The following is a 26402-nucleotide window of genomic DNA, read 5'->3' on the forward strand; positions in this document are numbered from 1 at the left end:
TGATGACGCTTCTTATCATTGCCTATCTCGGAGGCGCGCTGACGATCCTCAGCCCGTGTATTCTCCCCATCCTTCCCTTCGTCTTTGCGCGCGCCGGGCAACCGTTCGTCCGCAGCACCTTGCCGATGCTGATCGGCATGGCCGCCACCTTTGCGCTCGTCGCAACGCTTGCAGCTGTCGGCGGCAGCTGGGCGATCCACGCCAACGAATACGGCCGGCTCGCCGCCATCCTCCTGCTCGCAATCTTCGGCGTCAGCCTCCTTTCGCCGCGTGTCGCAAGCTTCGTCACCCGTCCGGTCGTTGATTTCGGCAACCGGCTCCTGAATGCCTCGGGCACACCTGGTACGGTGCCCACGGCGACGAGCTCGCTGGTCCTCGGCGTCGCGACCGGCCTGCTCTGGGCTCCCTGCGCCGGTCCCATTCTCGGCCTGGTCCTCACCGGTGCCGCATTGCAGGGCGCGAACCTCGAAACGACATTCCTGCTCGTCGCCTATGCCGCCGGCGCGGCAACTTCCCTCGCCGTTGCGCTCATCGTCGGCGGAAAGATCTTTGCCGGAATGAAGCGTTCGCTCGGTGTCAGCGAACGGATCCGCCAGGTCCTGGGTGCCGCCGTGCTTGCCGGCGTCGCGGTCATAACGCTTGGCCTCGATACCGGCCTGCTCGCCCGCCTGTCCTATGCCAGCACCGCCTCCTTCGAACAGGCGGTGCTCGACAGGCTGCATTCCAAGCCTGCAACCGGCTCGTCTTCGGAAATCGCCGGCAATGGCCTGACGAGCGCCGCAGCCGATACCACCCGGCCGTTCCGCAGCACCCTGCCGGTCGAGGGTCGTGCACCTTCGCTCAATGGCGCGGTCGCGTGGCTGAACTCGCCGCCGCTGACCTCGGAGCAGCTCCGCGGCAAGGTCGTACTGGTGGATTTCTGGACCTATTCCTGCATCAACTGCATCCGCGCCGTGCCTTACGTCCGCGCCTGGGCCGAAAAGTACAAGGATCAGGGCCTCGTGGTGATCGGCGTGCACGCTCCGGAATTCGCCTTCGAGAAGAAGATCGACAATGTCAAAAAGGCCGTCGGTGACTTCAAGATCGGCTATCCGGTCGCAATCGACAACGACTACAAGATCTGGCGCGCCTTCGAGAACAGCTATTGGCCCGCCCAGTACCTGATCGATGCCAAGGGCCAGATCCGCTATCACCACTTCGGCGAGGGTAACTACAAACAGTCCGAGCAGGCGATCCAGGATCTGCTGCGCGAGGCCGGAAGCGAGATGTCGGCTTCGGCACCGGTTGTGCCCGACGCCAGGGGCGCGGAGACAAGCCCGGATCTGCGCAACGTCCGCTCCGGCGAAACCTATCTCGGCTACAAGCGCGCCACCAACTTCGCCTCCCGCGAAACCCTGCGCGCCGACGCCGCCCGCGACTATTCGATCGAGGAACCCGGCCTCAACGAATGGGGCCTCTCCGGGACCTGGACCGTCGGCGCGGAACAGGCAACGCTCGGCCAGCCGGGCGGCGGCATCGCCTACCGGTTCAGTGCCCGCGATCTGCATCTCGTTCTCGGTCCCGGCGCCGCCGGCAAACCGGTCCGCTTCCAGGTGACAATCGACGGCAAGGCTCCCGGAATGAACCACGGCGCCGATATCGACGCAGACGGCAACGGCACGGTGACGGTGACAAAGCTCTACCAGCTCGTTCGTCAGGCCGGCGATGTCGAGGCCCGCAGCTTCGAGATCCGCTTCTTCGATCCGGGTGTCGAAGCCTACGCCTTCACCTTCGGCTAGGCCCCATCCCAAACCCAATCCTACATCAACTAACAGGAGTTAAACTCATGAAAAAACGTATTTCCACCTTCGCACTTGCCTTTGCCACCAGCGTCATCGCGTTTGCGGCGCAGGCCACAGACGTCAAGAACATCGTCATCGTCCACGGCGCATTGGCCGATGGCTCCAGCTGGCGCAAGGCAACCGAAATCCTCGAAAGGCGCGGCTTCAACGTGACGATCGTTCAGCAGCCGATCACCTCGCTTGCCGACGACATCGCCGCCACCCACCGGGTGTTGGACCTCCAGGACGGCCCGACCCTGCTCGTCGGACACAGTTATGGCGGCATGGTGATTACCGAAGCCGGACACAACCCGCATGTCGCCGGTCTCGTCTACGTGGCGGCATTCCAGCCCGACAAGGGCGAAAGCCTGCTCAGCCTCGCAAGCTCGAAACCGGCAGGCGGCATGAACATCCGCGAGACAAAAGACGGCAAATATCTCTATATCGACCCGGCCGCATTCCCGGGCGATTTCGCGGCGGACCTGCCGAAGGACGAGGCCCGTTTTCTCGCCCGGTCGCAGGTGTTTGCCGCCAAGGAGGCTTTTTCGGCCAAGGTCGGCAATCCCGCCTGGCAGACCAGGAAAAGCTGGTCGATCGTCGCCACCGAGGACCGCTCCATCAATCCGGAACTGGAACGGGATATGGCCCGGCGAGCCGGCAGCGACATCACCGAGATCAAGGCAAGCCATGCCGTCTTCGCCTCCCAGCCGGAGAAGGTCGCCGACGTCATCGAACGGGCCGCCAATCAGGCAGGCAAATAGCTCGCGTAAACAATCGCCCGGCGCCGGGAGAAATTCCGGCGCCGGGCCTGCCAGTCTGCTGCAAGGTCGGCCTGGAACCCACGGGAACCAGCCATTAAACCCGGCCCAGAGACTTCGACCTATTCAGCGGGTCAGCGGATAGATGAGCTGGCCATCCTCCTCGCCTCTCGGGAAGGCGCCCTCGCGACTGCGCTTTTCCGATTGCTGATAGCCCTGCGGGCTGATGCCGATATAGCGCTTGAACATGCGGGAGAAGTAGTAGGCGTCCGTATAACCGGAAAGCTCGGCGGCGCGCTTTACCGTACACCCGCCGGCCATCAGGCCCATGGCCCGCTCCATCCGCTTGAATTCCTGGAACTTGTCGGGCGTCCAGCCAACGCGCTTGCGGAACTCCCGCTTGAAGTAATCTGGATTGTAGGGCACCGAATCGATCGTTCTTCCGACGATCTCCTCACCCAGCGGATCGGCCGCGATCTGGCTCGCCGCCACCATGACCGAAAACGACAAGGCATCCGGATTGTTGACGTTGCCGACCGACTGCTCCCTCCAGCCGGTATGAGCCTGTTCGATGAATTCGATCAACAGGAACATGAAGAGGTGATGCTGAAGCAGCGTCGTCGAATAGGGCGGCGAATTGTCGTGGTAATAACGCGTCAGCGGCTCCATCATCTCCCAGCGGGCGAGCGTGACGGCGTGCTTCAGGTTCATCTGGGCGATCAGGTCGAGCCGCCCGAAGAGGTCGAGCGTGAAATGCTGGGCGATGCCGGTATAGGCCTCGCGCGAGGTCGAACGGCCGGAAAACCACGTATTCGCAGGCAGGAGCATCGCCCTGCCCGGCGCCATGTCGATCGTCTCGCCCCCGACTTCATAACGTGCCGAGCCCGTCAGGCAGATGATCAGGTCATGCACGCTGTTCGATTTGTCGACGCCCCAGGTATGCGAGTGCTGCATCCTTATGGTTGAGCGCGTCAGCGTCAACGCCATCGCGTTCATCGGAATGGCAGACAGAACGCTACCTTCGATTTTCTCCATCCTTTTCCCCGAATTCGTCGATTTGATCTGACTGGCAAAGTGAGAATATCAGCCCGGGAGCTAAGAACTCAACACGCCTGAGACATTAATGGGAGGAAATGGCGCTTCAATTGCGGGAGCCTGACGGATCAGGTGTGTGCGCAAATCGAAGGGCCAGAAGTCGCGATGCACAATAAAGCAAGTGTCTCTTCGTTCAACATCGCCTCTATCGGCGGTGGTTCGCTCAACTACGCGACGAACCTCACGGGCGACCTTGCCTGTGACCGAGCCGTCACCGCACATGCCGGTCGGATGCACCGCCTGCCGGAAGCGCTGGCCAGACTGGGGCAGGCGGCATGAGCGGCGACAACAAGTTCCTTGGGCTTATCTATCTGTCGCCCTTCATCATCGGGCTCCTGGTTTTCACCGCCCTGCCCTTCCTTGCGTCGCTCTATCTGAGCTTCACCAACTACAACCTGATGAACGAGCCGGTCTTCACGGGCCTGCAGAACTATATCCGGCTGTTCACCAACGACCGGACGTTCCGCAAATCGCTCTGGGTGACGCTGGTCTACGTATTCACGACGGTGCCGTTGAAGCTCGCTTTCGCGCTCTTCATGGCGGTGATCCTCAACTACAAGCTGAGGTTCATCAACGTCTTCAGGACGGCCTATTACGTGCCCTCGATCCTCGGCGGTTCGATCGCCATCGCGGTTCTGTGGCGCTACATCTTCGCCGATGTCGGCCTCGTCAACATGGGCCTCGCCCTCATAGGCTTCGAGCCGGTCAACTGGTTCGGCGACCCGACCAATGCGCTGTTCACCATCACGCTCCTACGCCTCTGGCAGTTCGGTTCGGCCATGGTGATCTTCCTCGCAGCCCTCCAGAGCATCGACAAGACGCTCTACGAGGCAGCCTCGATCGACGGCGCCGGCAAATGGACGAGCTTCGTCTACATCACCCTGCCGCTGATCACGCCTGTCATCTTCTTCAACCTGATCATGCAGATGGTCCAGGCCTTCCAGGAGTTCAACGGACCCTACATCATCACCCAAGGGGGGCCTTTGAAATCCACCTATCTCCTGCCGATCTACATCTATGACGAGGCCTTCAAGCGCTTCGACATGGGTTATGCCTCGGCCATCGCCTGGGTCCTGTTCCTCATCATCATGGCCCTCACCCTCATCGCCTTCTGGTCTTCGCGCCACTGGGTCTATTACGCCGGCGACAAGAGGAGCTGACCATGACCGATCACATCCTCTCCCAGAATTCCCCAGCCGCCCGCGACATCGACATCGTCCGCAGCCGCGAAACGCGCCGCCACCGCTTCAATGCCGTGCTGCGTTACGCCCTGCTGACGGTGGTCGGGCTCTTGATGCTCTATCCGCTAATCTGGCTGATCGGGGCATCGTTCAAGACCAATTCGGAGATCTTCTCCAATCCCGGCTTCTGGCCGGAGAACCCGACGCTCGACGGCTATATCAAGGGCTGGAAAACCTCGACGCCCTATTCCTTCGGCACGTTCTTCATCAACACGCTGTGGATCGTCATTCCGAAGGTGATCGGCACGGCGATTTCCTGCACGGCGGTCGCCTATGGCTTTGCCCGCTTCGATTTCCCGTTCAAGAAGGTGCTGTTTTCCGCGCTGATCGCGACGCTGCTCCTGCCGAACGTCGTCACCCGCATTCCGCAATACCTGATCTTCCGCGATCTCGGCTGGCTCGACAGCTACCTGCCGCTCTGGGTGCCTTCGGCGCTGGCGGGCGATGCCTTCTTCGTCTTCATGCTGGTGCAGTTCCTGCGCGCCATTCCGCGCGACATGGAGGAAGCAGCCCGCGTCGACGGAGCCACCACCTGGCAGACGCTGATCTTCATCGTCGTGCCGCTTCTGATGCCGGCACTGATCTCGGTCTGCCTGTTCCAGTTCATGTGGACGATGAACGACTTCCTCGGGCCTCTGATCTACATCTCTTCGGTCGACAAATACCCGATCTCGCTGGCGCTGAAACTGTCGATCGACACGACCGAAGCCTTCGAATGGAACCGGGTCCTGGCGATGTCGGTCCTGTCGCTGGCACCGGCACTCGCGGTCTTCTTCCTCGCCCAGAAATATTTCATCGACGGGATCTCCTCCGGCGGGATCAAAGGATAGTCATATGGCGCGTCTTCAACTGAGAAACCTCGAAAAGGATTACGGTTCGTTCCGCGCCGTGCATGGCATCAACCTCGATGTCGAAGACGGCGAGTTCATGGTGCTGGTCGGCCCGTCCGGCTGCGCCAAGTCGACCACGCTTCGGATGATCGCCGGGCTGGAGCGGGTGACCGGGGGCGAGATCCGCATCGGCGGCGAGCTGGTCAACGACAAGACGCCGGGCGACCGCGGCATATCCATGGTCTTCCAGAACTATGCGCTCTATCCGCATATGAAGGTCCACAAGAACCTCTCCTTCAGCATGCGGCTGAAGCGCCGTCCGGCCGCCGAGATCGAACAGGCCACAAGCCACGTCTCCAGTCTTCTCGAGATCGACCCCTTGCTCGACCGGCTCCCAAAACAGCTCTCCGGCGGCCAGGCGCAGCGCGTCGCCGTGGGCCGGGCGCTGATCAAGAAACCGCAGGTCTTCCTGTTCGACGAGCCGCTCTCCAACCTCGACGCCAAGCTGCGCGCCTCGATGCGCGTGCGCATCACCGACCTGCACAAGCGGCTGAAGGCGGACGGCCAGCAGGCGACCGTCATCTACGTTACCCACGACCAGACCGAAGCCATGACCATGGGCGACCGCATCTGCGTCATGAGGGACGGCCACATCATGCAGGTCGCCGACCCGGTGACGCTCTACAGCCGCCCGGCCAATACATTCGTTGCAGGCTTCATCGGCAGCCCGGAAATGAATTTCCTAGACGGCACGTTCGAGGGAGAGAACAGCGTGCGGGCAGCGGACCAGGTGATCGTGCTCGGCGACGAGTTCACCAAGCGGATTTCCGGACGCAGCGAGCACGTCACGCTCGGCATCCGGCCGCAGCACCTGCACATCGTCGCGGCCGAAACGCCCGGCACCATCAAGGGCAAGCTTACCCATATCGAGTTCATGGGCCACGAAGTCTACCTCTATGTCGACATCGGCCCGAAACGCCTCATCGCCGTGGTGCCGTCCGCGTCCTACGACCGCGGCGCGCTTCGCGACGACTGGGTCTGGCTGAGCCCGGACCCGAAGGGAGTGCATCTGTTCGACCGCCAGTCCGGGGAGAACATCAGCCTGGCGATTTGAAACTTCATCGTTCCAACTTGGGAGGAGCCAAAATGAGAACCATGTTCATGACGGCGGCTTTGTTTGCCGCCACCAGCCTTTCGACCGCATTTGCTTCGGATCTGCGCATGTCCTGGTGGGGCAGCGACGACCGCCATGTCGCGACCCAGCAGGCCCTGAAGGTCTGCGGCGCGAAATTCGGCCACACGATCGCGCCCGAATTCACCGGTTTCCAGGGCCATCAGGAAAAGATCGCCACCCAGCTCGCCGGCCGCACCGAGGCCGACATCATGCAGGTGAACTGGCCATGGCTGCCGCTGTTCACCAAGAACGGCGACGGCTTTGCCGACCTGAACCAGTACAAGGACATCATCGACCTCAGCCAGTGGTCGAAGTCGGATCTCGACAGCGGCACCGTCAAGGGCAAGCTGAACGGCATTTCCGTCTCCACGACCGGTCGCGTCTTCATGTTCAACAAGACGACCTACGACAAGGCCGGTGTCCCGATCCCGAAAACCTGGGAAGAGCTGATCGCCGCAGCCCCGAAGATGAAGGAAAAGCTTGGCAAGGAGTATTATCCGTTCGAGGGTGCGGCTCTCGACGCCCGCCTGATGGTGATCCTGCGCACCACTCAGAAGACTGGCAAGGACCTGATCGACCCGGCCACCAACAAGGTCGCCTGGAGCGAAGCCGAACTCGCCGAAGGCCTGGAATTCTACAAGACACTGGTCGACAAGGGCGTCATCGAGAGCTGGAAACAGGTCGCCGCCGGCGGCAATACGCCGCTGCATGAAAACCAGAAATGGGCCAAGGGCCAAGTCGCCGGCACCTATCAGTGGGACAGCACCTACGGCAAGATCGCAACGCCGATGGAAAAGGGCCAGGAGCTCGTGCCCGTCAAGCTGTTGACGATCGAAGGCGCCAAGACCGACGGCGTCTACCGCAAGCCCTCCATGCTGTTTTCGATCTCCCGGAACAGCAAGGATCCGAAGGCCGCGGCCCAGGTGCTCAATTGCCTGCTCAACGACCCGGAAGCGGTGAAGATCATGGGGGCGACGCGCGGCATTCCGTCCAGCAAGATAGCACTCGATACGCTGACGAAGGAAGGCAAGATCAAGCCGGTGCAGCTGGAAGCCTACAAGCGGGTGATGGAGCCGACCAGCCCCGGCGTCTCGCCGCTCAACGAGCATCCGCGCGTCACCGAAGTCTTCGACACCAATTTCGAAGCCTTCGCCTATGGCCAGCAATCCTCCAAGGATGCCGCAACCGAGATCATCGCCGGCATCAACCAAGCGCTGACGGGGATCTGAGGACGTGACGGACGTCGCCATCGAACTCCTGATTGCCGGCCCTCGCACCGCGACCTTCCGCGTCGATGCCGAAAAGCATCTTCACACACGCGATGACGCGCTTGCCTGGCAGGTTCGGGAGATCGGCGGCGCGTTGGTCGCCGAGGGGAGGACACGGACCGTCGTCTTCTCGGTCGCTTCCCTTGAGCCGGGCACAACCTACCTTTTCCATGCAGGTGATGCCCGGCTCGAATTTACCACACGGCGGGAAACTGCCCTGATCGACATCGGCGCTTTCGGCGCCTCGACGGACGCACAGGACAATGCGCCGGCGATCCAGCGGGCCATCGCGGTGCTCACTCCCGGAGGCACGCTGAGAATACCGGCCGGGCGCTGGCTGAGCGGTCCGATCTTCCTCAAGACCGACATGACCCTGTTCCTCGAAGACGGCGCCGAGCTCGCGGCGATCGCCAACAGGCAAGACTTTCCCATCCTGCCGGCGCGCCATGCGGATGGCCGCATTCTTGGCACCTGGGAAGGCGTGGCGGAGGCCTGTTACGCGAGCCTGATCAACGCGATCGACTGCCGCAATGTTCATCTTGCCGGCACAGGCATCATCGACGGCGGCGGCGACCGCGGCGACTGGTGGTCTTGGCCGAAGGAAACACGCCAGGGCGCCAGGCGCCCCCGCACCATCTTCCTGTCGGCTTGCGAGGACGTCACGCTTTCCGGCCTCACCATCCGCAATTCGCCGTCCTGGACGGTCCACCCGGTTTTCTGCACACGGCTTATCGCCGCCGATCTCATGATCGAGAACGATCCGGATTCACCGAATACCGACGGTTTCAACCCGGAAAGCAGCTCCGATATCCATCTTGTCGGCCTGCACATTTCCGTCGGCGACGATTGCATCGCCCTCAAGGCCGGCAAACGCAGTCTTCTCGGTGGGCCCGACCGGCCGACCGAGCATGTGCGGATCGAGAACTGCCTGATGGAGCGCGGCCATGGCGCGGTGGTCATCGGCAGCGAGATGAGCGCCGGCATCAGCGACATCGCCATCCGAAACTGCCACTTCAAGGGAACTGATCGAGGGCTGCGCATCAAGACGCGCCGGGGACGCGGCGGCACGGTCGCCAATATCCGCCTTGCCGACAGCCTGATGGAGGACGTCGCAACCCCGGTCGCCGTCAATTCCTTCTATTTCTGCGATGCCGACGGCCGGTCCGATTACGTCCAGTCCCGTTCGCCGCTGCCGGTCTCCCTGGAGACGCCGAGCATAAGCTCGATCTCCGTCGAGAACGTCACCGTTTTCGGCGCACGAACGGCCGCCGCCGTCTTTTACGGTCTGCCGGAAGCCGCAATCCGCGACATTGCCTTCGAAAACTACACCGTCTCCTTCGCGCCGGATGCCGAGGCCGAAGTGCCGGAAATGGCCTCTCTACTCCTGCCGCTCCGGCATGCCGGGATCGTTGCGGAAAACGCCGTTTTCAGCCGCCTTACGCGGCTTTTTCCGGTTTCCATTCATCCAGCTCAAGACTGAAATCCAATGCTTCAGGACTATTTCGAGAATTACGCGCGCGATTATGAATATTACAAAGGCGGCGCCTGGTGTTACGAGGACGGTTGCCTTTACCGCGGCCTGATCGCGCTTTACGAAGCGACCGGCGAGCGCCTGTGGCTGGATCATCTCCTGCGTCTGGTGAGCGGCCAGATCGACGCGCAAGGCCGGCTTGTCGGCTACGCGATCGACGAATTCAACATCGACAACATCCTGCCCGGCCGGGCGCTCGTCTTTCTCCACCGGCTGACCGGCGAGAGCCGCTGGCTTGATGCCGCCGCAGCGCTGGCGCGACAGCTCGAAACGCATCCGCGCACCGGCAGCGACGTCTATTGGCACAAGCTGCGTTACCCGCATCAGATCTGGCTGGACGGGCTCTATATGGCGCTGCCGTTCAAGGTGGAATACGCCCAAGCGGTCTCAAAACCCCAGGCCGTCGAGGACGCGCTCCGCCAGTTCACGACGGCGCTCGACCTCACCTATGACCGGCAGGCGGATCTTTATCGCCACGGTTACGACGAGACCCGGCAACAGGCTTGGGCGGATGCGGAAAGCGGCCTTTCGCCGGCCCATTGGGCAAGATCGATCGGCTGGCTGGCGATGGCCTTCGTCGACATCATCGAAATCCTGCCCGCCGGCGTAGCGCGGCGCGAGCTGACCGACCGCGCCGCGGCGCTGGCATCCCGGATCATTGCCCTTCGCAGCGCGGATCACCGCTGGCTGCAGGTGATCGACCGGCCGGACGAAGCGCAAAACTATCCCGAAAGCTCGGCCACGGCGATGTTCTCCTATTTTCTCCAGAAGCTCGCGCGGCTCGGTGGCCCGCCCGGCGTTTCCGAGGCCGGTCGAGCGAGCCTGCAATCGCTGGCCGGACAAGAGCTGCGGCGGGATGCGGATGGACGGCTGAGGCTTCACAACATCTGTTGCGTCGCGGGCCTCGGGGGGTTCAACGGCCGTTATCGTGACGGCACCGTCGGCTATTATCTCTCCGAGGAAATCCGCCCCGACGACATCAAGGGTGTCGGGCCGCTGATGATGGCCTATGCGGAAACGCTGCTGGACACGCAATCGATGATGTCCCAGTCTGGGCCGCTGGGAGACCAGGGCGAACTCAGCGCCGCCGTCAAGCGATAGCAGCGCTCGGTCGTGTCTCAGACCGAACTTCTGCTATGGTCGGGAGGTGGGCCTCTTGCTCGTTGGGGATCTTTGTCTTGAGGGAGGAGCGCTAAGATGAGCACCGACAGGGACACCGTGAAATCCTATGATACGGTCGCGGCAGAATACGCTGCTGAAGCCGCGGTGATGCCGGAATGGGTGGCAACAGAGATCGATGCCTTCGTGACCGGGCTGGGCGGCTCGGGGAGGGTGCTGGAGATCGGAAGCGGCGGCGGACGAGATGCGCTTGAGCTTGAGAAGCGGGGGATTAGCGTACGGCGCACCGACATTTCGAAGGGTTTCGTCGACCTGCTTCGCGAGAATGGCTTTAAGGCCGACCTGCTGGACCCGCTGACCGAGGACCTGGCCGACCCGCAGCGTCCCGGCACGCCGTATGACGGGATCTGGACCTGTGCCTGCCTGATCCACGTCGCGCGCAAAGATTTGCCCGTGGTGCTTGGGCGACTTGCCGAGGCGACCCGGGCCGGTGGCCGGCTGCACGCCTCGGTTAGAGAGGGTGATGGCGAGGATGTGTCCACACGCGGCAGCGCGTCAGCGCCACGGCGCTACGTCGAAACGTACTGGCGCGAGCCTGCCCTGCGAACCGCGCTCACAGAGGCCGGCTGGATTGTCAGCGAGATACGTCGGTGCGTCGGGAGCCCCAATGATTGGTGGCTGAGCGTTCGCGCGAGCCGGGCGTGACGCACAGAGTTTTAGGTCCTGATGGACACCAAGGCCGGGCAGACTTGACTTCCGGTGCGGGTCGAAAGCCGAAGTTCAGACTGAGACACTATAAGGCGCGCTCGCGCCAAGAAACAGGAGAAGACAGACCATGACGATCGATGTCCGGACGCGCCATGCCGTCCACTATAGCCAGTCGGAGCGCATGACGAGCGCGGACTTGCGCGAGAATTTCGTGATCGAGAATCTGTTTGTCGCGGGGACGCTGCAGGCCGTCTATACTCACTACGACCGCATGCTGGTGGCGGGGGTGGCGCCGACGCAGGCAAGCCTCGGCGTCGGCAGCGGGCTGGCGAAACTGGTCGGTGCGGAGTATCTGCTGGAACGCCGCGAGCTTGGTCTCATCAATATTGGCGGACCGGGCCGCGTCATCGCCGACGGCAAGGCTTATGCGCTCCAGCCGATGGACGGGCTCTATCTCGGCATGGGAACGAAGGAGATCTTCTTCGAGAGCGACAACCCGTCGGCACCCGCGAAATTTTATATCAACAGTGCGCCGGCGCACGCCACCTTTCCCTCGCGGTTCGTCGGCAGCGCAGATGCGATCGAGAACAATCTCGGCGAAAGTGCCACGTCGAACAAGCGTAAGCTTTACCAGTACCTGCATCCGAAAGTGCTGCCGACCTGCCAGCTGCTGATGGGGTTGACCCGGCTGGAGACCGGCAGCGTCTGGAACACCATGCCGGCGCATCTGCATGACCGGCGGATGGAAGCCTATCTCTATTTCGAGATCCCGGAAAACGCCTTCGTCGTTCACCTGATGGGCCGGCCGGCGGCGACCAACCATCTGATCATCCGCAATGAACAGGCCGTGCTCTCGCCGCCCTGGTCGATCCATTGCGGCGCCGGCACCGGTGCCTACGCCTTCATCTGGAGCATGGCCGGTGACAACCAGTCCTTCACCGACATGGACATGGTCGATATGAAGAGCCTCAAATAGGCCATCGAAATCCATTCGCCAGCGGAGCAGCGATGCTCGGACTGGCGGCGGCGGGAACCGTCAGACGGGCACTATACGCGGTTCCTGCCGAGGTGCCGTGCGATCGCTTGGATGCGCCGGGTCCTTGCATGGCCCGGTGGAGCGGCGCTCGATGATCCTCGACGCGACCTGGACCCTGCGGGCGGGCGTTCCCGGCTGGCGCGGGCTCTCGATCCGCTCGAGCAGGAGCCGCAGGCCGACGGCTCCACATTCCTGGCCTTCCATCCGCACCGTCGTCAGCGCCGGCGAAATCTGCTTTGCCGGTGAAAAATCGCCGAAACCGACCACCGAGACATCATCGGGAATGCGATAGCCCTGGCCCAGGAGTTCGGAAACGACCGTAAGCGCCAGGCCGTCATGCGCGCAGAAGAAGGCGGTCGGCCGAGCGCCTTTTTCCTTCAGTGCGCGATAGGTTTCGGCAAAACCGTTCTCCTCCTCGAACTGCAGGACATGCAACGTGACATCCGGGTGACCTTCGGCGATTTCACGCGCGCCATAAAAGCGCTCGCGGCGGCCGCGATAGCCGGGTGTGCCATGGACATAGGCGATGGAACGGTGACCGAGGTCTACCAGGTATTGGATCACGGCCTGTCCTGCCTCGTGGTCTGTGCCCGAGACCTGATCGGCATCCTCCAGCGGATCGACCCAGCCGAACCGGATGATCGGAGTGCCGGTCGCCATCGCGGCGCGGATCGCCTCGCGATCGTGCGGTCCGACCAGCAGCAGCCCGGCGCAGGTGCGCGCCAGTTCTTCGAGCTGCCCCTGGCTGTGGGTCCATAACATCCTGAGAGCCATGCCGAGCCTGTGCGCCTCTGCCTGGACCCCGTTCTGGATCTGCATGTGCAGCTCGCTGTTGACCGGGTCGAGGTCGTGAAACACCACCGCGATATCGCCCGGCGCGGTCTGGCTGGGGGGCTTGCTATAGCCGAGACGCAGGGCTGTTTCGCGAATCCGCTCGCGGGTTTCCTCGCTGACGCCGCTCTTGCCCGATAACGATCTGGACACCGCATATTTCGAAAGGCCGACCTCGCGCGCGATTGTCTGCAAGGTGACCCGCCCCCTGTTTTTCATTCCAGCCCTCTCTGCAACTGCCGCCTGGCGACATTGCCGCATTGCAAAACGCAATTTTTCAAACAAGCCTACATAACACTTTACCTAACAGTATTCGAATGTAAACTTTCCGTTATCCACGCCCAAGGGAAATAATAGGTCACGGCGGGGACTGCGTGTGGAGGAGACACTCATGATCAAGCTGAAACGTCGCGCGTTTCTGGCCGGGACTTCGGCCGTTTTGATTTTGCCGGCCCTGCCGGCTTTAGCCGTCGACTACAAGGAAGCAAGTCTCTTGAAGGACAAGGTCGCCGGTGGCGCCCTCCCTCCCCTCAAGGATCGGCTGCCCGCCAACCCCCTTGTCATCAAACCCCTTGAAAGCGTCGGGAAATACGGAGGCGATTGGAAGCTGGCGCTGGTCGGCGGCGGTTCGCTCTCTATGCTGTTCCGCTACCAGGCCTATGAGCCTCTCCTGCGTTACACGCCCGATTGGTCGGGGGTGACGCTCAATGTCGCGGAAGCCTTTGAAGGTAACGCGGATTCCACCGTCTACACTATCCGCCTGCGCAAGGGCATGAAGTGGTCCGATGGACATCCCTACACCACCGCCGACGTCAAGTTCTGGTACGATACCGTGCTAACCGACAAACGCGTTGCCGTCACCAGCCAGGGCCACTGGAAAACCGCCGGCAAGCCCGCCAGACTGGAAGTGGTCGACGAACAGACCTTCAAAGTCATCTTTGAAAAGCCTAACGGTATGTTCCCGCTGCAGGTCGCCTGGTCCAACTGGGATCACACCACGCGCTGCCCCAAGCACTATCTCGAACAGTTCCATATCGACTACAACCCGAAAGCGGACGAGCTGGCCAAGCAGCGCGGCTTCCAGAGCTGGATCGCCGCATTCCAATCGGCCTCCGGCTTCCAGGACGACAACGCCTTCTTCCTCAATTCGTCGAAGAAGCCTTGCCTCAACGCCTGGTATTTCACGATCGCGCCGGGCGAAAACACCGAGCGCGTGGTGGCCGAACGCAACCCTTATTATTGGAAGGTCGACACCGAGGGCAATCAGTTGCCCTATATGGACCGCATCGTCTACCAGATGGTCGCCGATCCGCAGGTACTGCTCTTGAAATGCATGCAGGGCGAAATCGACCTGATGGACCAGTATATCGCCACACCGAACAACAAGTCGGTTCTCTACGACGCGCGCAAGCAGGGCGACTATGATTTCTACACGCTGACCTCGACCGAGGCCAACGTCATGAACTTCATCTTCAACCTGAACCACAATGACGAGACGAAGCGAAAGCTCTTCCGCAACAAGACGTTCCGCGCGGCCCTGTCGACGGCGCTCGATCGGCAGACGCTGATCGACGCGGTGCTGGTCGGCCAGGGCGCGGCCGCCCAGCCGTCGATCAAGGAAGGCGATCCGCTCTATAGCGAGCAGCTCGCCAAGCAGTTCACCGAGTACAGCGTCGACAAGGCGAATGCCATGCTCGACGAGCTGGTCCCGAAGCGCGACAGCCAGAATTTCCGTCTCGACGAGAAGGGCCGGCGGCTGACGATCATCTTCGAGATCGACCAGGCCCGCCCGATCTTCCTCGATCTCTTCCAGCTGGCGATTCCGATGTTCCAGGCGGTCGGCATCGATGCGCAAATGCGCACCATGGACCGCTCGCTTTGGGAGACACGCGTTCGCCAGGGTCGCGACTTCGACGCGACCGCGCACCAGTTCGGCGCCAATGGCGGCGTCGCGGCAATGCTCGATCCGCGCTACTACGTGCCGACCGACAGCAACGCGATGTATGCCCCGGCTTGGCAGCTCTGGTATCTCGATCCCAAGAACGCCAATGCCGAGGAGCCGCCGGAAGAGACCAAGAAGCTGCTCGCGCTCTACGACAAGCTGAAGGCGACATCGGACCAGGCCGGCCAGCGCGAGATCATGAAACAGATCCTCCAGGGGGCCGCCGAGAACTTCTATGTCTTCGGGATTTCGCAGCCGCCGGACGGCTACGGCATCGTCAAGAACAACATGAGGAACATCACCAAGACCATGCCGAACTCGTTCGGCTGGCCGACCCCTGCCCCGACCATGCCGGAGCAGTTCTACAAGGTCTGAAGGCCTCGCCAATTGCGACGTTTTTCCGGGCGCCGGCGTAAGCCGGCCGGCGCCATGGGGCCCCTTTATCCGATAACTGGATGCTATCATGCTCGAGTCGAGACGACAGAACACCGACACCTTGCGGACTCCCGACTGGTACAGGACCGCAACGCGCTGGACCCAGCTGACCTTCGTGGAGGATGACCCGGAAAAATACGATCCGGCCTTCTGGATCGATGTCTTCAAGCGCACGAAGTCCAACGCCGTATGCCTCAGCGCCGGCGGTTACATCGCCTACTATCCAAGTAAGGTTCCCTATCACTACGTCAGCCAGTATCTGGGCGACAGGGATATTTTCGGCGCGCTGGTCGGTGCCGCCCGCAAGCTCGACATGCATGTCATGGCCCGCGTCGATCCGCATGCCATTCATGACGATGCGGCCAGGGCTCATCCGGAATGGGTGATGATCAATGCCGACGGCACACCGCGCCGCCACTGGGCCTATCCGGATGTCTGGGTCACCAATGCCTATGGCGACTACAACTCGGTATTCATGCCGGAGGTGGTGAAAGAGATCGTCCGCGAATACGATATCGACGCGATCTTCGCCAATCGCTGGCAAGGTCACGGCGTCGATTACAGCCAGGACAGCGCCCGCCGTTTCAAGGACATGACCGGCCATGCCCTGCCCAGCAAGGCGGATGCCGAGGACCCCGCCTGGCAGGCCTGGCTGCAATGGCGCCGCCGCGTGCTGACCGATATGATCGCCCAGTGGGACGACGCAGTCAAAGCCATCCGGCCGCATGCGAGCTTCATCCCGAACATGAGCGGCGCGTCGCTGATGGAGTTCGACCTCTCCGTCATCACCAAACATTGCCCCTTCCTCGTCGTCGACCATCAGGGCCGCAAGGGGCTGGAGCTCGGCTGGTCGGCGGGGCGCAACGGCAAGCGCATCCGCGCCACGTTTGCCGATCGTCCGGTGGTGCTGATCACCTCGATCGGCCCGGAGGAGGAATACCGCTGGAAGGATGCGGTGACCTCGGGCGAGGAGATGCAGCTCTGGATCAACAACGGCACGGCCCACGGGCTTTTCGCCTGGTTCACGAAATTCAACGGCGTGGTGCCCGACAAGCGCTGGGTCGATCCGGTCGCCGAGGCTTTTGTGCTGCAATCGGCCGTCGAGCCGGTGCTCGAAAGCATGACTCCGACGGCGGAGATCGCAGTGATCGACCCGTCGACGACCCTGCGCCACTGGGCGCCGGAAGAACGCCACGCGGCGGAGAAACACGACCTCGGCATCTACCATGCCCTGGTCGAGGCACGCCTGCCCTTCGAACTTCTGTCCGATCAGGTGCTCACCCGGGACAATCTCGACCGCTTCAAGGTGATCATCCTCGCCAATGCCTCCTGCCTTTCGGATGCGCAGAACGAGGCGATCCGTACCTATGTGGCGCGCGGAGGCAGCGTCGTCGCCTCCTACGAGACCTCGCTTCGCGACGAATTCGGCAAGACGCGGTCCGAATTCGGCCTGTCGGACGTGCTTGGTGCGAAATTCGTCTCTGGCCCGCGCGGCATCGTCAAGAACACCTATGTGGCACTATCCGGCGACCATCCGGTCAACAAGGGCTTCGACGGCGCCGAGCGGATCATGGGCGGCACAAGGCTGATCCATGTCGAGCCGGCTGCGGGCGCTGAAACGCCCGTCCTCTACGTTCCCGATTTCCCGGATCTTCCGATGGAGGAAGTCTATCCGCGTAAAGACCCGGAGGGGGCGGCCGTCATCGTCCGCGAAACCGGCAGGGGTGGCCGCACTGTCTATATCCCCTGGAATATTGGCGAAATATTCTGGGAAGTCTTTGCCGTCGATCACGCCCGCCTGCTGTCCAACGCCGTCCATTGGGCGCTCGGCAAGACCCCGCGCGTCACCGTCAAAGGCCCGGGCGTCATCGACCTCGCGCTCAGGGAAAACGCCGAGGGTATCGCCCTCAGCCTCTTCAACCTCACCAACCCGATGATGATGAAAGGCCCGATACGGGAAAATTATCCACTGGCGGCCCAGACCGTTTCGGTGGAAGTTCCGAGCGGCAAATCAGTTGCGAAGGCCTGGCTGGTCGTTGCAGACCGGGCAGCAAGCTTCAGCATGAAGGACGGACGCGCGGAAGTGGATGTGCCGGGAATAGAGCGGCTGGAAGTGCTGCATCTCACCTGGAAATAGGGTGGGAGACTAAAATGGAGGAACGTTTTCGGCCTGGAGGGGCCGGGAGCGGATGGAGATCCGAAGGTGGCGCCGGAGCGGCGTCTTCAACGGGAGGAGAACTAATCCGATGCTTGGCTATATCTTCAAGCGCGTGCTCTACATGATCCCGACCCTGTTCGGCATGTCGCTGATATCGTTCCTGATCATCCAGCTGCCGCCGGGTGACTACCTGACGTCGATGATCGCCACGATGAGCGACAGCGGCCAGGCCGTCGATCCGGCCCAGATCGAGCGGCTGAAGGAAATCTACGGCTTCGACGACCCCTTCTACATCCAGTATCTCAAATGGATCTGGGGCATCGTCAGTCGTGGCGACTTCGGTCATTCGTTCGAATGGAACCAGCCCGTTTCCGGCCTGATCTGGGGCCGGATGGGCTCGACCCTGGTCATCTCGCTCTTAAGCCTGCTGTTCGTGTGGATCGTCGCGCTGCCGATCGGCATCTATTCCGCCGTCCGTCGCCATTCGATCAGCGACCACGTCTTCACCTTCCTCGGCTTCATCGGCCTTGCCGTGCCGAACTTCATCCTGGCGCTGGTGCTGATGTATGTCGCCTACCGCTATCTCGGCCAGAGCGTCGGCGGCCTCAACTCGCCCGAATATGCCGAGGCCCCCTGGAGCCTCGCCAAGGTCGGCGATTTCCTCGCCCATCTGTGGATCCCGATCATCATCATCGGCGCTTCGGGAACGGCAGCGCTGATCCGCGTCCTGCGCGCCAACCTCACCGACGAACTGCACAAGCCCTATGTGATCACCGCCCGCGCCAAGGGTCTGCCGGAATACAAGGTCATCCTCAAATATCCGGTGCGCATCGCCCTCAATCCGTTCGTCTCGGCGATCGGCTGGGTGCTGCCGCATCTGGTCTCCGGCGTGACGATCACCGCCATCGTCCTCAACCTGCCGACCGCCGGGCCGCTATTGTTCAGGGCGCTGGTATCGCAGGACATGTATCTCGCCGGCAGTTTCATCCTGCTCCTCAGCGCCCTCACCCTTGTCGGCATGCTGCTATCGGATCTGCTGCTGGCGCTGCTCGATCCGCGCATCCGGTTCAATTGAGGAAGGCCGCATGAGCACGCACGAAACATTCGGAACCTATTCCGGCCCCGCTCACACCGTCGCCGACGGCCCCTCGATCAGTCCGCTCAAACCCGGAAAGACCGTCTCGACCGCAACGGTCGGCCCCTGGAGGCTGATCGCCGGAAAGCTTCTCCGCCAGAAGGTGGCCATGTTTGCCGGCGCGGTCATCGTGATCCTCTATCTGATCGGCCTGTTCGCCGAATTCCTGGCACCCAGCCTGCCCGCCACGTCGCGGCCGCAATATACCTATGCGCCGCCGCAGGGCCTGAGCTTCTTCGTCAAAAAGCCGGACGGCAGTTCCGAGTTCAATTTCCATGTGAAGGGCTACAAGGTCGAGATCGAAAAGGTGGCGTTGCGCCGTACCTTCGTCGTCGACGACACCAAGGTCGTGCCGGTCGGCCTGTTCGTCAAAGGCCCGCGCTACGAACTCTGGGGCCTCATCCCGATGGACCGCCACCTGATCGGCCCGATCAATCCGAGCGATCCAATGTATCTGCTCGGCGCCGACCGCCTCGGGCGCGACGTCTTCTCGCGGCTGGTCTATGGCACCCGGATTTCCATGTCGATCGGTCTCGTTGGCGTCGTCATGTCTCTCGTCCTCGGCGTCGTACTCGGCTCGATATCGGGTTTTTACGGCGGCTGGATCGATACGGTGATCCAGCGCGTCATCGAGGTCGTCAGCGCCATGCCGACGATCCCGTTATGGCTCGGCCTTGCGGCGGCGATCCCGCTCACATGGTCACCCGTCAACGTCTATTTCGTCATCACCATCATCGTCTCGTTGCTTGGCTGGACCAGTCTTGCGCGCGAGGTGCGCGGCCGTTTCCTCGCCCTTCGCAGCGAAGACTTCGTCACCGCCGCGGTCCTCGACGGATCGAGCGAGAAGCGGCTGATCTTCCGCCATATCCTGCCGTCGCTGACGAGCCATATTCTCGCCGTCGTGACGCTTGCCGTGCCGACCATGATTGTTGCCGAAACCTCGCTTTCCTTCCTCGGCATCGGCCTGAAACCGCCGGTCGTCAGCTGGGGCGTACTGCTGCAGGACGCCCAGAACATCCGCACGGTGGCGACCGCGCCATGGCTGCTGATCTGGCCTTCGCTTGCGGTGATCGTCGCCGTGCTTTCCTTCAATTTCTTCGGCGACGGCCTGCGCGATGCCGCCGACCCCTATGACAATTGAGGAGGAAACCATGACCGATCCTGCCGAAGACACCGTCCTCTCCGTCGAAAACCTCTCGATCGATTTCCGGTTGCGGACCCATATCCTGCATGCAGTCGAGAACGTCAGCTTCGAGCTGAGGCGCGGCCAGACGCTCTGCCTCGTCGGCGAAAGCGGCTCGGGCAAGAGCGTCACTGCCCGTTCGCTGCTGCAGATCGTCGATAGGCCCGGCAGCATCGTCGGCGGGCGCATCCTGTTGCGAAGCGCCGGCGCGGTCACCGATATCGCCAGGCTCGACCCGGATGGCCAGGCCATGCGCGCCATCCGCGGCCGCAGGATCGGTTTGATCTTCCAGGAACCGATGAGCTCGCTGTCGCCGGTCCATACGATCGGCTCGCAGATCACCGAAGCCGTTCGCCTGCACAGCAATCTCGACAAACGCGCCGCGCGGGCGAAAACGGTCGAATTGTTGCGCCAGGTGGAAATCCCCAATCCGGAACAGATGGCCGACCGCTACACGTTCGAATTTTCCGGCGGCATGCGGCAGCGGGCGATGATCGCCATGGCGCTTGCCGGCAATCCCGATATCCTGATCGCCGACGAACCGACCACGGCGCTCGACGTCACCACCCAGGCCGAAATCCTCGATCTGATCAAGCGGCTGCAGGTAGAGCGCGGCATGGCGATGCTGCTGATCACCCACGATATGGGCATCGTCGCCGAAGTGGCGGATGACGTCGCCGTCATGCGCTTCGGCCATATCGTCGAGCGCGGTCCGGTCGATGCAATCTATCACGACGCCCAGCATCCTTATACGCGCCAGCTTCTCGCCTCGACGGTGAAGCTCACCCGCCATATCGAAGGCAGGGTGCCGGCGGTGGCCGCCTCATCGCAGCCACTGCGGCCGATCCTTTCGGTCCGCAATCTCGGCAAGACGTTCGGCTGGCACGGCAAAACCAATTCGCTGCGGGCGGTCGATGACGCCAATTTCGATCTCTATCCCGGAGAAAACCTCGGTATCGTCGGCGAAAGCGGCTCGGGCAAGACGACGCTCGGCCGGTTGATCCTGCGCACCGTCGAGCCGACGACGGGCAGCGTGGTCTACCGCAACAAGGATGGCCGCGAAGTCGAGGTCACCAGCCTGACCAAAAAGGAGCTGCGCGGCTTCCACCGGGAAGTCCGCCTCGTCTTCCAGGATCCGTTCGCCTCGCTCAACCCGCGCATGACGGTTAAGGAAGTGATCGGCGACCCGCTGATCATCAACGGTCTCGCCAAGGGCAAGGCGCTCGAGGAACGCGTCGCCGAACTGATGCGCCTCGTCGGGCTCGATCCGATGGGCATGGAACGTTATCCGCATGCCTTTTCCGGCGGCCAGCGGCAGCGCATCGGTATTGCCCGGGCGCTGGCGCTCGATCCGCGAATCATTATCGCCGATGAGGCCACGTCAGCGCTCGACGTATCGATCCGCAGCCAGATCCTCGACCTGCTGCTCGATATTCGCCAGCGGCTGAACCTCAGCTTCATCTTCATCTCGCATGACATTTCGGTCGTGCGCTATTTCTGCGATCGTGTCGCCGTCATGCATCGCGGCAAGATCGTCGAACTCGGCGAGGCCGAGCAGATCTGCACCGCGCCGCGGGAGGCCTATACCAAGAGCCTGATTTCCGCCGTTCCCAATCCAGACCCCCGCGACAAGCGCATGCTGCACCGGCACCGCTTCGTCGCACCCGTTTCCTAAAGGACAGTGCCAGTGCCGAAATTCTCCGCCAATCTCTCCTTCCTCTACCAGGATCTGCCCTTTCTCGATCGCTTTGCCGCTGCCGCGAAGGACGGTTTCGGCGGGCTCGAATATCTCGGCCCCTATGCCGAGCCGAAGGAAAAGGTCGTCGATGCGCTGAAGGCGAGCGGTCTGGTCCAGGCGCTCTTCAACGTGCCCTCGGGCGACTGGGCCGGCGGCGAGCGCGGCATCGCCTGCCTGCCGGACCGCATCCAGGAATTCCGCGACGGCATCGCCCTGGCACTGGATTATGCCAAGGCGCTCGGCTGCCAACAGGTCAACGTCATCTCCGGCCTCGTGACGAAGGGTACCGACGCCGATGCTCTTGAAAAGGTGTTGGTCGACAACCTGAAATATGCCGCGCCGCGTTGCGCCGATGCCGGCGTCAAGCTGCTGATCGAGCCGATCAACCTGCGCGACATTCCCGGATTTTTCCTGTCGACGACCGATCATGCGGAACGCATCCTCGACAGGGTCGGCTCCGACAATCTCTACATCCAGTATGATTTCTACCACATGCAGATCATGCAGGGCGACCTGATCCCGACCTTCATCCGCCTGAAGGACAGGATCGCCCATGTGCAGATCGCCGACAATCCCGGCCGCAACGAGCCGGGCACCGGCGAGATCAACTACGATTTCATACTGCGCGAAATTGATCGCCTCGGCTACGACGGCTGGGTCGGCTGCGAATACAGGCCGAAGGCCGGCACCAGCGACGGCCTCACGTGGATGAAGCCCCATCTCCCTGGAGGGCCCCGCTAAGATCAACGCTTTTCGGAACTAACCGGACACCATCGACGCCACTTCCAGACCGGAGCCTTTCTCCGGAGGGCGGAGCCATGTCCGAACATCGATGAAGAAGGACAGGACCATGCTCAGAAACGATATCCAATTCCCCTACGGCGCCGTCTATTTCCGCAAGTCCAATCCGCCCCGCGAAGACTGGGAGCGAGACTATGCAACGGCGGGCGAAGACGGCCTCAACATCTTCCGCCACTGGTTCATGTGGAGTGCGATCGAAACCGCGCCCGGCGTCTACGACTGGGAGGAATACGACCGGCAGATGGACCTCGCGGCTGAGAACGGCATCAAGACGGTGATTGCCGAGCTCATCCATGCCGTGCCCGACTGGGCGGTCCGCACATATGCCGACGCGCTGCAGGTCAATGCCGACGGCACCAAGCTCGGCTCCTATATGGGCGTCTCGGCCGCAACCGGCGGCTTTTCCAACAATGGCGGCGGCGCCGGCGCCCTGACGCTCAACTGCCCGGACGTGAAGGAAGCGGCCGGCAGGTTCCTGACGGCGCTCGCCACCCGCTACAAGGATCATCCGGCGATCTACGGCTACGACGTCTGGAACGAGTGCAACTATTCCGCCGATGTCGACTACAGCAGCTACACCAAGTCCGCTTTCCGCACCTGGCTGGAGAAGAAATACGGCACGCTGAAAGTGCTCGGCAAGGCCTGGCATCGCTACAGCTATGCGGAATGGGAGGATGTGGAGCCGCCGGTTCACATGGCGCCCTATCCGGAATGCATCGACTGGCTGCAGTTCAAGCGCGACAATTTCTACGACCAGATGCAATGGCGCATCGACACCATCCGCGCCGTCGATCCGAAGAACACCATCGCCGCCCACGGCATATCCGGCGCGATCCCCAACATGGCGGCAAACGGCTGCGACGACTGGCTGGCCGCCTCCAAGGTCGAGATCTACGGGTTTACCTGGATCCAGGCCCGCAAGGGGTCGGAAGCCTGGAAGAACTGGTACGGCGTCGATATCAACCGCGCCGCCGCGCGTGGAAAACCCTTCTGGCATGCCGAGCGACAGGGCGGACCGCTGTGGCTGCAGCCGCAGGTGATCGGCCGCGACAAGGATGACGGCCGCGTGGCCGAGCCCGAGGATATCCGCCTGTGGAGCATGACCTCGTTTGCGGGCGGCGCCCGCGGCGTGCTGAACCTGCGCTGGCGGCCGCTGCTCGACGGCCCGCTCTTTGGTGCCTTCGGCGCCTACGGCATGGATGGCGCCCGCACGCCACGCTCAAAGATGCAGAGCGACATGGCGAAATGGGCAAACGACCCGGCGCAGGCCGCCCTCTGGGAGGCAAAACCGGTGCGCGGCGAAATCGGCATCCTCGTCGTTCCCGAGACGCAGGAATGGGATTACCTGCTGAACTACGACCGCAAGGAGAAGCCCTATCCGGAGGCGATGTGGGGCGCCTATCGCGCCTTCCTCGAAAACGGTGTCCAGCCGGACTGGGTGCATATCGACGATATCGACGCCTATGATCGCCTCTATTTCCCCTATCCGATCATGTTCACCGCCGAGCAGGCAAAACGCCTTGCCGCCTGGGTGGAAAACGGCGGCACGCTGATCGCAGAAGCCTGCCCCGGTTATTTCGGCGACCGCGGCCATGTCGGCCAGGTGCAGCCGAACATGGGCCTCGACAAGGTTTTTGGCGCCCGCGAGGATCAGGTCGAGTTCATGCCGGATATCGGCGACCGCATCCATTTCAAGCTGGACGAAGCGGCGGTCGATGGCGGCGGTTTCCTGCAATCCTATGTGCTTGCCGGCGGCACTGCGCGCGGCAATTTCGACGACGGCCGGCTTGCCGTGGTCGAGAACGCTTATGGCAAGGGCCGGACGCTGCTGATCGGCACCAATCCGTCGGTCGCCTATTTCAAATCGCAGGGGAAGGCGAACGGCACCTTCTTCGCCGAACTGCTGCGCTGGAGCCGCTGCACGCCGCATGCGGCCCTGTCGAACAAGGCGCTGTTCGCGCGTATCCACAAGAGCGAAAAAGGCAGCTTCCTCTGGCTCGTCAACCCGACCCGCGCGGCGCAGGCGACCGAGGTCAAGCTCGTCGAAGGCCATGGTCGGCTCGCTACTGGAAAGGCGGTCTGGCCGATCGGACACGCCCATGACGGCGGCAAGATCGAGGTGCCGGCCCGCGACGTCCTGATCCTGCCGCTCGAATGACACCGGTCCGCCGCCCTCAGGCATCAATGCCCGAGGGCGGCATGATTCCGACCTCTCCCTTCCAGCCTCATGGACGTGCCCGAACGCTTGCGGTAATGGCAAGGGCAGGAAGATTGTCGGAGAAAACAATGCCTGAGCGGGATGCCATCGTCGTCGGCGCGGGGTTTACGGGCCTGAGCGCCGCGCTGGAGCTTGTCGCGGCAGGGCTCGACGTGCTGCTGCTCGAAGCGCGCGATCGGGTCGGCGGCAAGGTCGAGTCGGAGACCCTGCCCGACGGCACCCGGGTCGATACCGGCGGGCAGTTCTTCTGTCGCGACATGGGCGAGCTGATGGCCCTCATCGAGCAACACGGCAAGACGCCGGTCATGACCCACTATGACGGGGAGCCCATCTACCGGCCGCCGGTCCCGCCGCAACAGGGTTTCGCGCGCTGGCAGGGGGTCGATGCGCTTCGCGACCGGATGATCGCCACCGATCCGGATGATCCGGACCTGGCGAAACTGACGGTGGCCGATTGGGTGGCCCGACAGGACGACGTGCAGGACGACGTGCGGAAAAGCTTCCTGCGGCTGATCAAGGGCCTCTGGTGCCGCGCGCCGGAGGAAGTCGCCTTCACCTGGCTCGCCTCGAACGACCGGCGCATCACCAATACCTATTCGGAAATGGAAATGTTCCTTCCCGGCACGCTGCATGCGCTGGCCGACCAGCTGGCGGCCAGGCTTGGGCACCGGCTGCGCCTCGGCACCCCGGCGACGGCGATCGACTATTCCGACACCGGCGTCACCGTCATCGCCGGCGACGAGCGGTTCTTGGCGAAACGCGTCATCCTGGCGCTGCCGCCGGTGATGATCCGCCGCCTTCCGTTTTCGCCCGCGCTTCCCGAGCGGCTGCAGGAGGCCCTTTCCGCCTGGGCGCCCGGCCTTTCGATCAAGCTGCAGGTCAGTTACGACAAGCCGTTCTGGCGAGAGCGCGGGCTTTCCGGCGCCGTCATGTGGCACGAACCCCAGGGCCTCTATGCCTGTGACGCCAGCCACGACGATTATGCCGGCCTCATCGTCTTCATCGGCGGGCCGGAAGCGCAGCAATGGCATGGTCGGCCGCGCGAGGAGCTCACCACCTTCATCAGCGAGCAGCTAAGCGCAGCCTTTGGCTCCGAAGGCGGCAATCCGCGCGACATCCATGTCCGGGACTGGGTCGACGATTCGTGGAGCGGCGGCGCCTATAGCGACGTCATCGTCGATCTCGGCGCCCGTTCTGCCGAAGAGATCATCAACGAAGGCGTTTCGCCGGTCCATTTCGCGTCGTCGGAGCTCTCCCCGTCCTATCCGGGTTATGTCGAAGGCGCGATCGTCGCGGGCAGGCTTTCGGCGGCGCGGATCATCGGCGTATTGCAGGGCGACCAGTTCAAGATCAGCGGGGGCTGACGCTTCAATCAGCATTT

Annotated in this window: 21 protein-coding genes; 19 read left to right on the top strand and 2 right to left on the bottom strand. The window is 62.5% G+C overall.

All coding sequences use genetic code 11. The features are described 5' to 3' along the window. Positions 1–2 precede the first annotated feature (2 nt). Entirely contained in the window at positions 3–1778 is a 1776-nt protein-coding gene (locus C5L10_RS10625) for a cytochrome c biogenesis protein DipZ (protein ID WP_172716986.1), read from the top strand. A 47-nt stretch (positions 1779–1825) separates the two neighbouring features. Then, positions 1826–2581: an alpha/beta fold hydrolase gene (locus C5L10_RS10630; RefSeq protein WP_105429629.1), complete on the top strand. Its 756-nt coding sequence runs from the start codon at positions 1826–1828 to the stop codon at positions 2579–2581. Positions 2582–2704: 123 nt separating this feature from the next. Here the strand turns inward: C5L10_RS10630 and C5L10_RS10635 are convergent, their stop codons facing one another. Then, complete coding sequence (locus C5L10_RS10635) at positions 2705–3613, bottom strand: helix-turn-helix domain-containing protein (protein ID WP_105429630.1); 909 nt, start codon at positions 3611–3613, stop codon at positions 2705–2707. 165 nt (positions 3614–3778) lie between these two features. Between C5L10_RS10635 and C5L10_RS33610 the strand changes: the two genes are divergently transcribed. From C5L10_RS33610 to kduI, 9 genes are all read left to right on the top strand, one after another. Beyond that, positions 3779–3952, top strand: a complete 174-nt coding sequence (locus C5L10_RS33610; protein WP_172716987.1) for a hypothetical protein — start codon at positions 3779–3781, stop codon at positions 3950–3952. Next, a complete protein-coding gene (locus C5L10_RS10640; protein WP_046666067.1) occupies positions 3949–4833 on the top strand; it encodes a carbohydrate ABC transporter permease in 885 nt (294 codons plus the stop codon). The genes C5L10_RS33610 and C5L10_RS10640 overlap by 4 nt, the downstream gene beginning before the upstream one ends. A gap of 2 nt (positions 4834–4835) precedes the next feature. After that, positions 4836–5744, top strand: a complete 909-nt coding sequence (locus tag C5L10_RS10645; RefSeq protein WP_105429631.1) for a carbohydrate ABC transporter permease — start codon at positions 4836–4838, stop codon at positions 5742–5744. Positions 5745–5748: 4 nt separating this feature from the next. Next, complete coding sequence (locus C5L10_RS10650) at positions 5749–6858, top strand: ABC transporter ATP-binding protein (protein ID WP_105429632.1); 1110 nt, start codon at positions 5749–5751, stop codon at positions 6856–6858. Positions 6859–6890: 32 nt separating this feature from the next. Beyond that, a complete protein-coding gene (locus C5L10_RS10655) occupies positions 6891–8147 on the top strand; it encodes an ABC transporter substrate-binding protein (protein ID WP_105429633.1) in 1257 nt (418 codons plus the stop codon). Between the two features lie 4 nt (positions 8148–8151). Continuing rightward, the gene (locus tag C5L10_RS10660; protein ID WP_105429634.1) at positions 8152–9666 is read left to right on the top strand and encodes a glycoside hydrolase family 28 protein; all 1515 of its coding nucleotides are present in this window, start codon (positions 8152–8154) and stop codon (positions 9664–9666) included. 6 nt (positions 9667–9672) lie between these two features. Then, a complete protein-coding gene (locus tag C5L10_RS10665) occupies positions 9673–10818 on the top strand; it encodes a glycoside hydrolase family 105 protein (protein WP_105429635.1) in 1146 nt (381 codons plus the stop codon). A 96-nt stretch (positions 10819–10914) separates the two neighbouring features. Next, positions 10915–11541, top strand: coding sequence for a bifunctional 2-polyprenyl-6-hydroxyphenol methylase/3-demethylubiquinol 3-O-methyltransferase UbiG (locus tag C5L10_RS10670; RefSeq protein ID WP_105429636.1), 627 nt, complete (start codon positions 10915–10917; stop codon positions 11539–11541). Between the two features lie 130 nt (positions 11542–11671). Beyond that, positions 11672–12520 carry a 5-dehydro-4-deoxy-D-glucuronate isomerase gene (gene kduI / locus C5L10_RS10675; protein WP_105429637.1) on the top strand — a complete coding sequence of 283 codons (849 nt, stop codon included), beginning with the start codon at positions 11672–11674 and terminating at the stop codon, positions 12518–12520. A gap of 60 nt (positions 12521–12580) precedes the next feature. Here kduI and C5L10_RS10680 read toward each other — a convergent pair whose 3' ends face one another. Further along, entirely contained in the window at positions 12581–13630 is a 1050-nt protein-coding gene (locus C5L10_RS10680; protein WP_105429638.1) for a LacI family DNA-binding transcriptional regulator, read from the bottom strand. 172 nt (positions 13631–13802) lie between these two features. Here C5L10_RS10680 and C5L10_RS10685 point away from each other — a divergent pair, with 172 nt between their 5' ends. The 8 genes from C5L10_RS10685 to C5L10_RS10720 all read left to right on the top strand — a co-directional run bounded on the left by C5L10_RS10685 (position 13803) and on the right by C5L10_RS10720 (position 26385). Then, the gene (locus tag C5L10_RS10685) at positions 13803–15728 is read left to right on the top strand and encodes an ABC transporter substrate-binding protein (protein WP_105429639.1); all 1926 of its coding nucleotides are present in this window, start codon (positions 13803–13805) and stop codon (positions 15726–15728) included. A gap of 88 nt (positions 15729–15816) precedes the next feature. After that, positions 15817–17925, top strand: a complete 2109-nt coding sequence (locus C5L10_RS10690; RefSeq protein WP_105429640.1) for an alpha-amylase family protein — start codon at positions 15817–15819, stop codon at positions 17923–17925. Between the two features lie 109 nt (positions 17926–18034). Beyond that, positions 18035–19021 carry an ABC transporter permease gene (locus C5L10_RS10695; RefSeq protein ID WP_105429641.1) on the top strand — a complete coding sequence of 329 codons (987 nt, stop codon included), beginning with the start codon at positions 18035–18037 and terminating at the stop codon, positions 19019–19021. 10 nt (positions 19022–19031) lie between these two features. Then, on the top strand, positions 19032–20222 hold the full coding sequence (locus C5L10_RS10700) for an ABC transporter permease (protein WP_105429642.1): 1191 nt from the start codon (positions 19032–19034) through the stop codon (positions 20220–20222). 10 nt (positions 20223–20232) lie between these two features. Continuing rightward, complete coding sequence (locus C5L10_RS10705; protein WP_105429643.1) at positions 20233–21939, top strand: ABC transporter ATP-binding protein; 1707 nt, start codon at positions 20233–20235, stop codon at positions 21937–21939. 12 nt (positions 21940–21951) lie between these two features. Beyond that, positions 21952–22743: a 2-oxo-tetronate isomerase gene (otnI, locus tag C5L10_RS10710; protein WP_105429644.1), complete on the top strand. Its 792-nt coding sequence runs from the start codon at positions 21952–21954 to the stop codon at positions 22741–22743. 109 nt (positions 22744–22852) lie between these two features. Continuing rightward, positions 22853–24961, top strand: a complete 2109-nt coding sequence (locus tag C5L10_RS10715) for a beta-galactosidase (RefSeq protein WP_105429740.1) — start codon at positions 22853–22855, stop codon at positions 24959–24961. Between the two features lie 95 nt (positions 24962–25056). Continuing rightward, positions 25057–26385, top strand: coding sequence for an FAD-dependent oxidoreductase (locus C5L10_RS10720; RefSeq protein ID WP_105429645.1), 1329 nt, complete (start codon positions 25057–25059; stop codon positions 26383–26385). Positions 26386–26402 lie beyond the last annotated feature (17 nt).

Origin of the sequence: Neorhizobium sp. T6_25, from assembly GCF_002968555.1 — a bacterium.
Taxonomy (GTDB): Bacteria; Pseudomonadota; Alphaproteobacteria; order Rhizobiales; family Rhizobiaceae; genus Neorhizobium.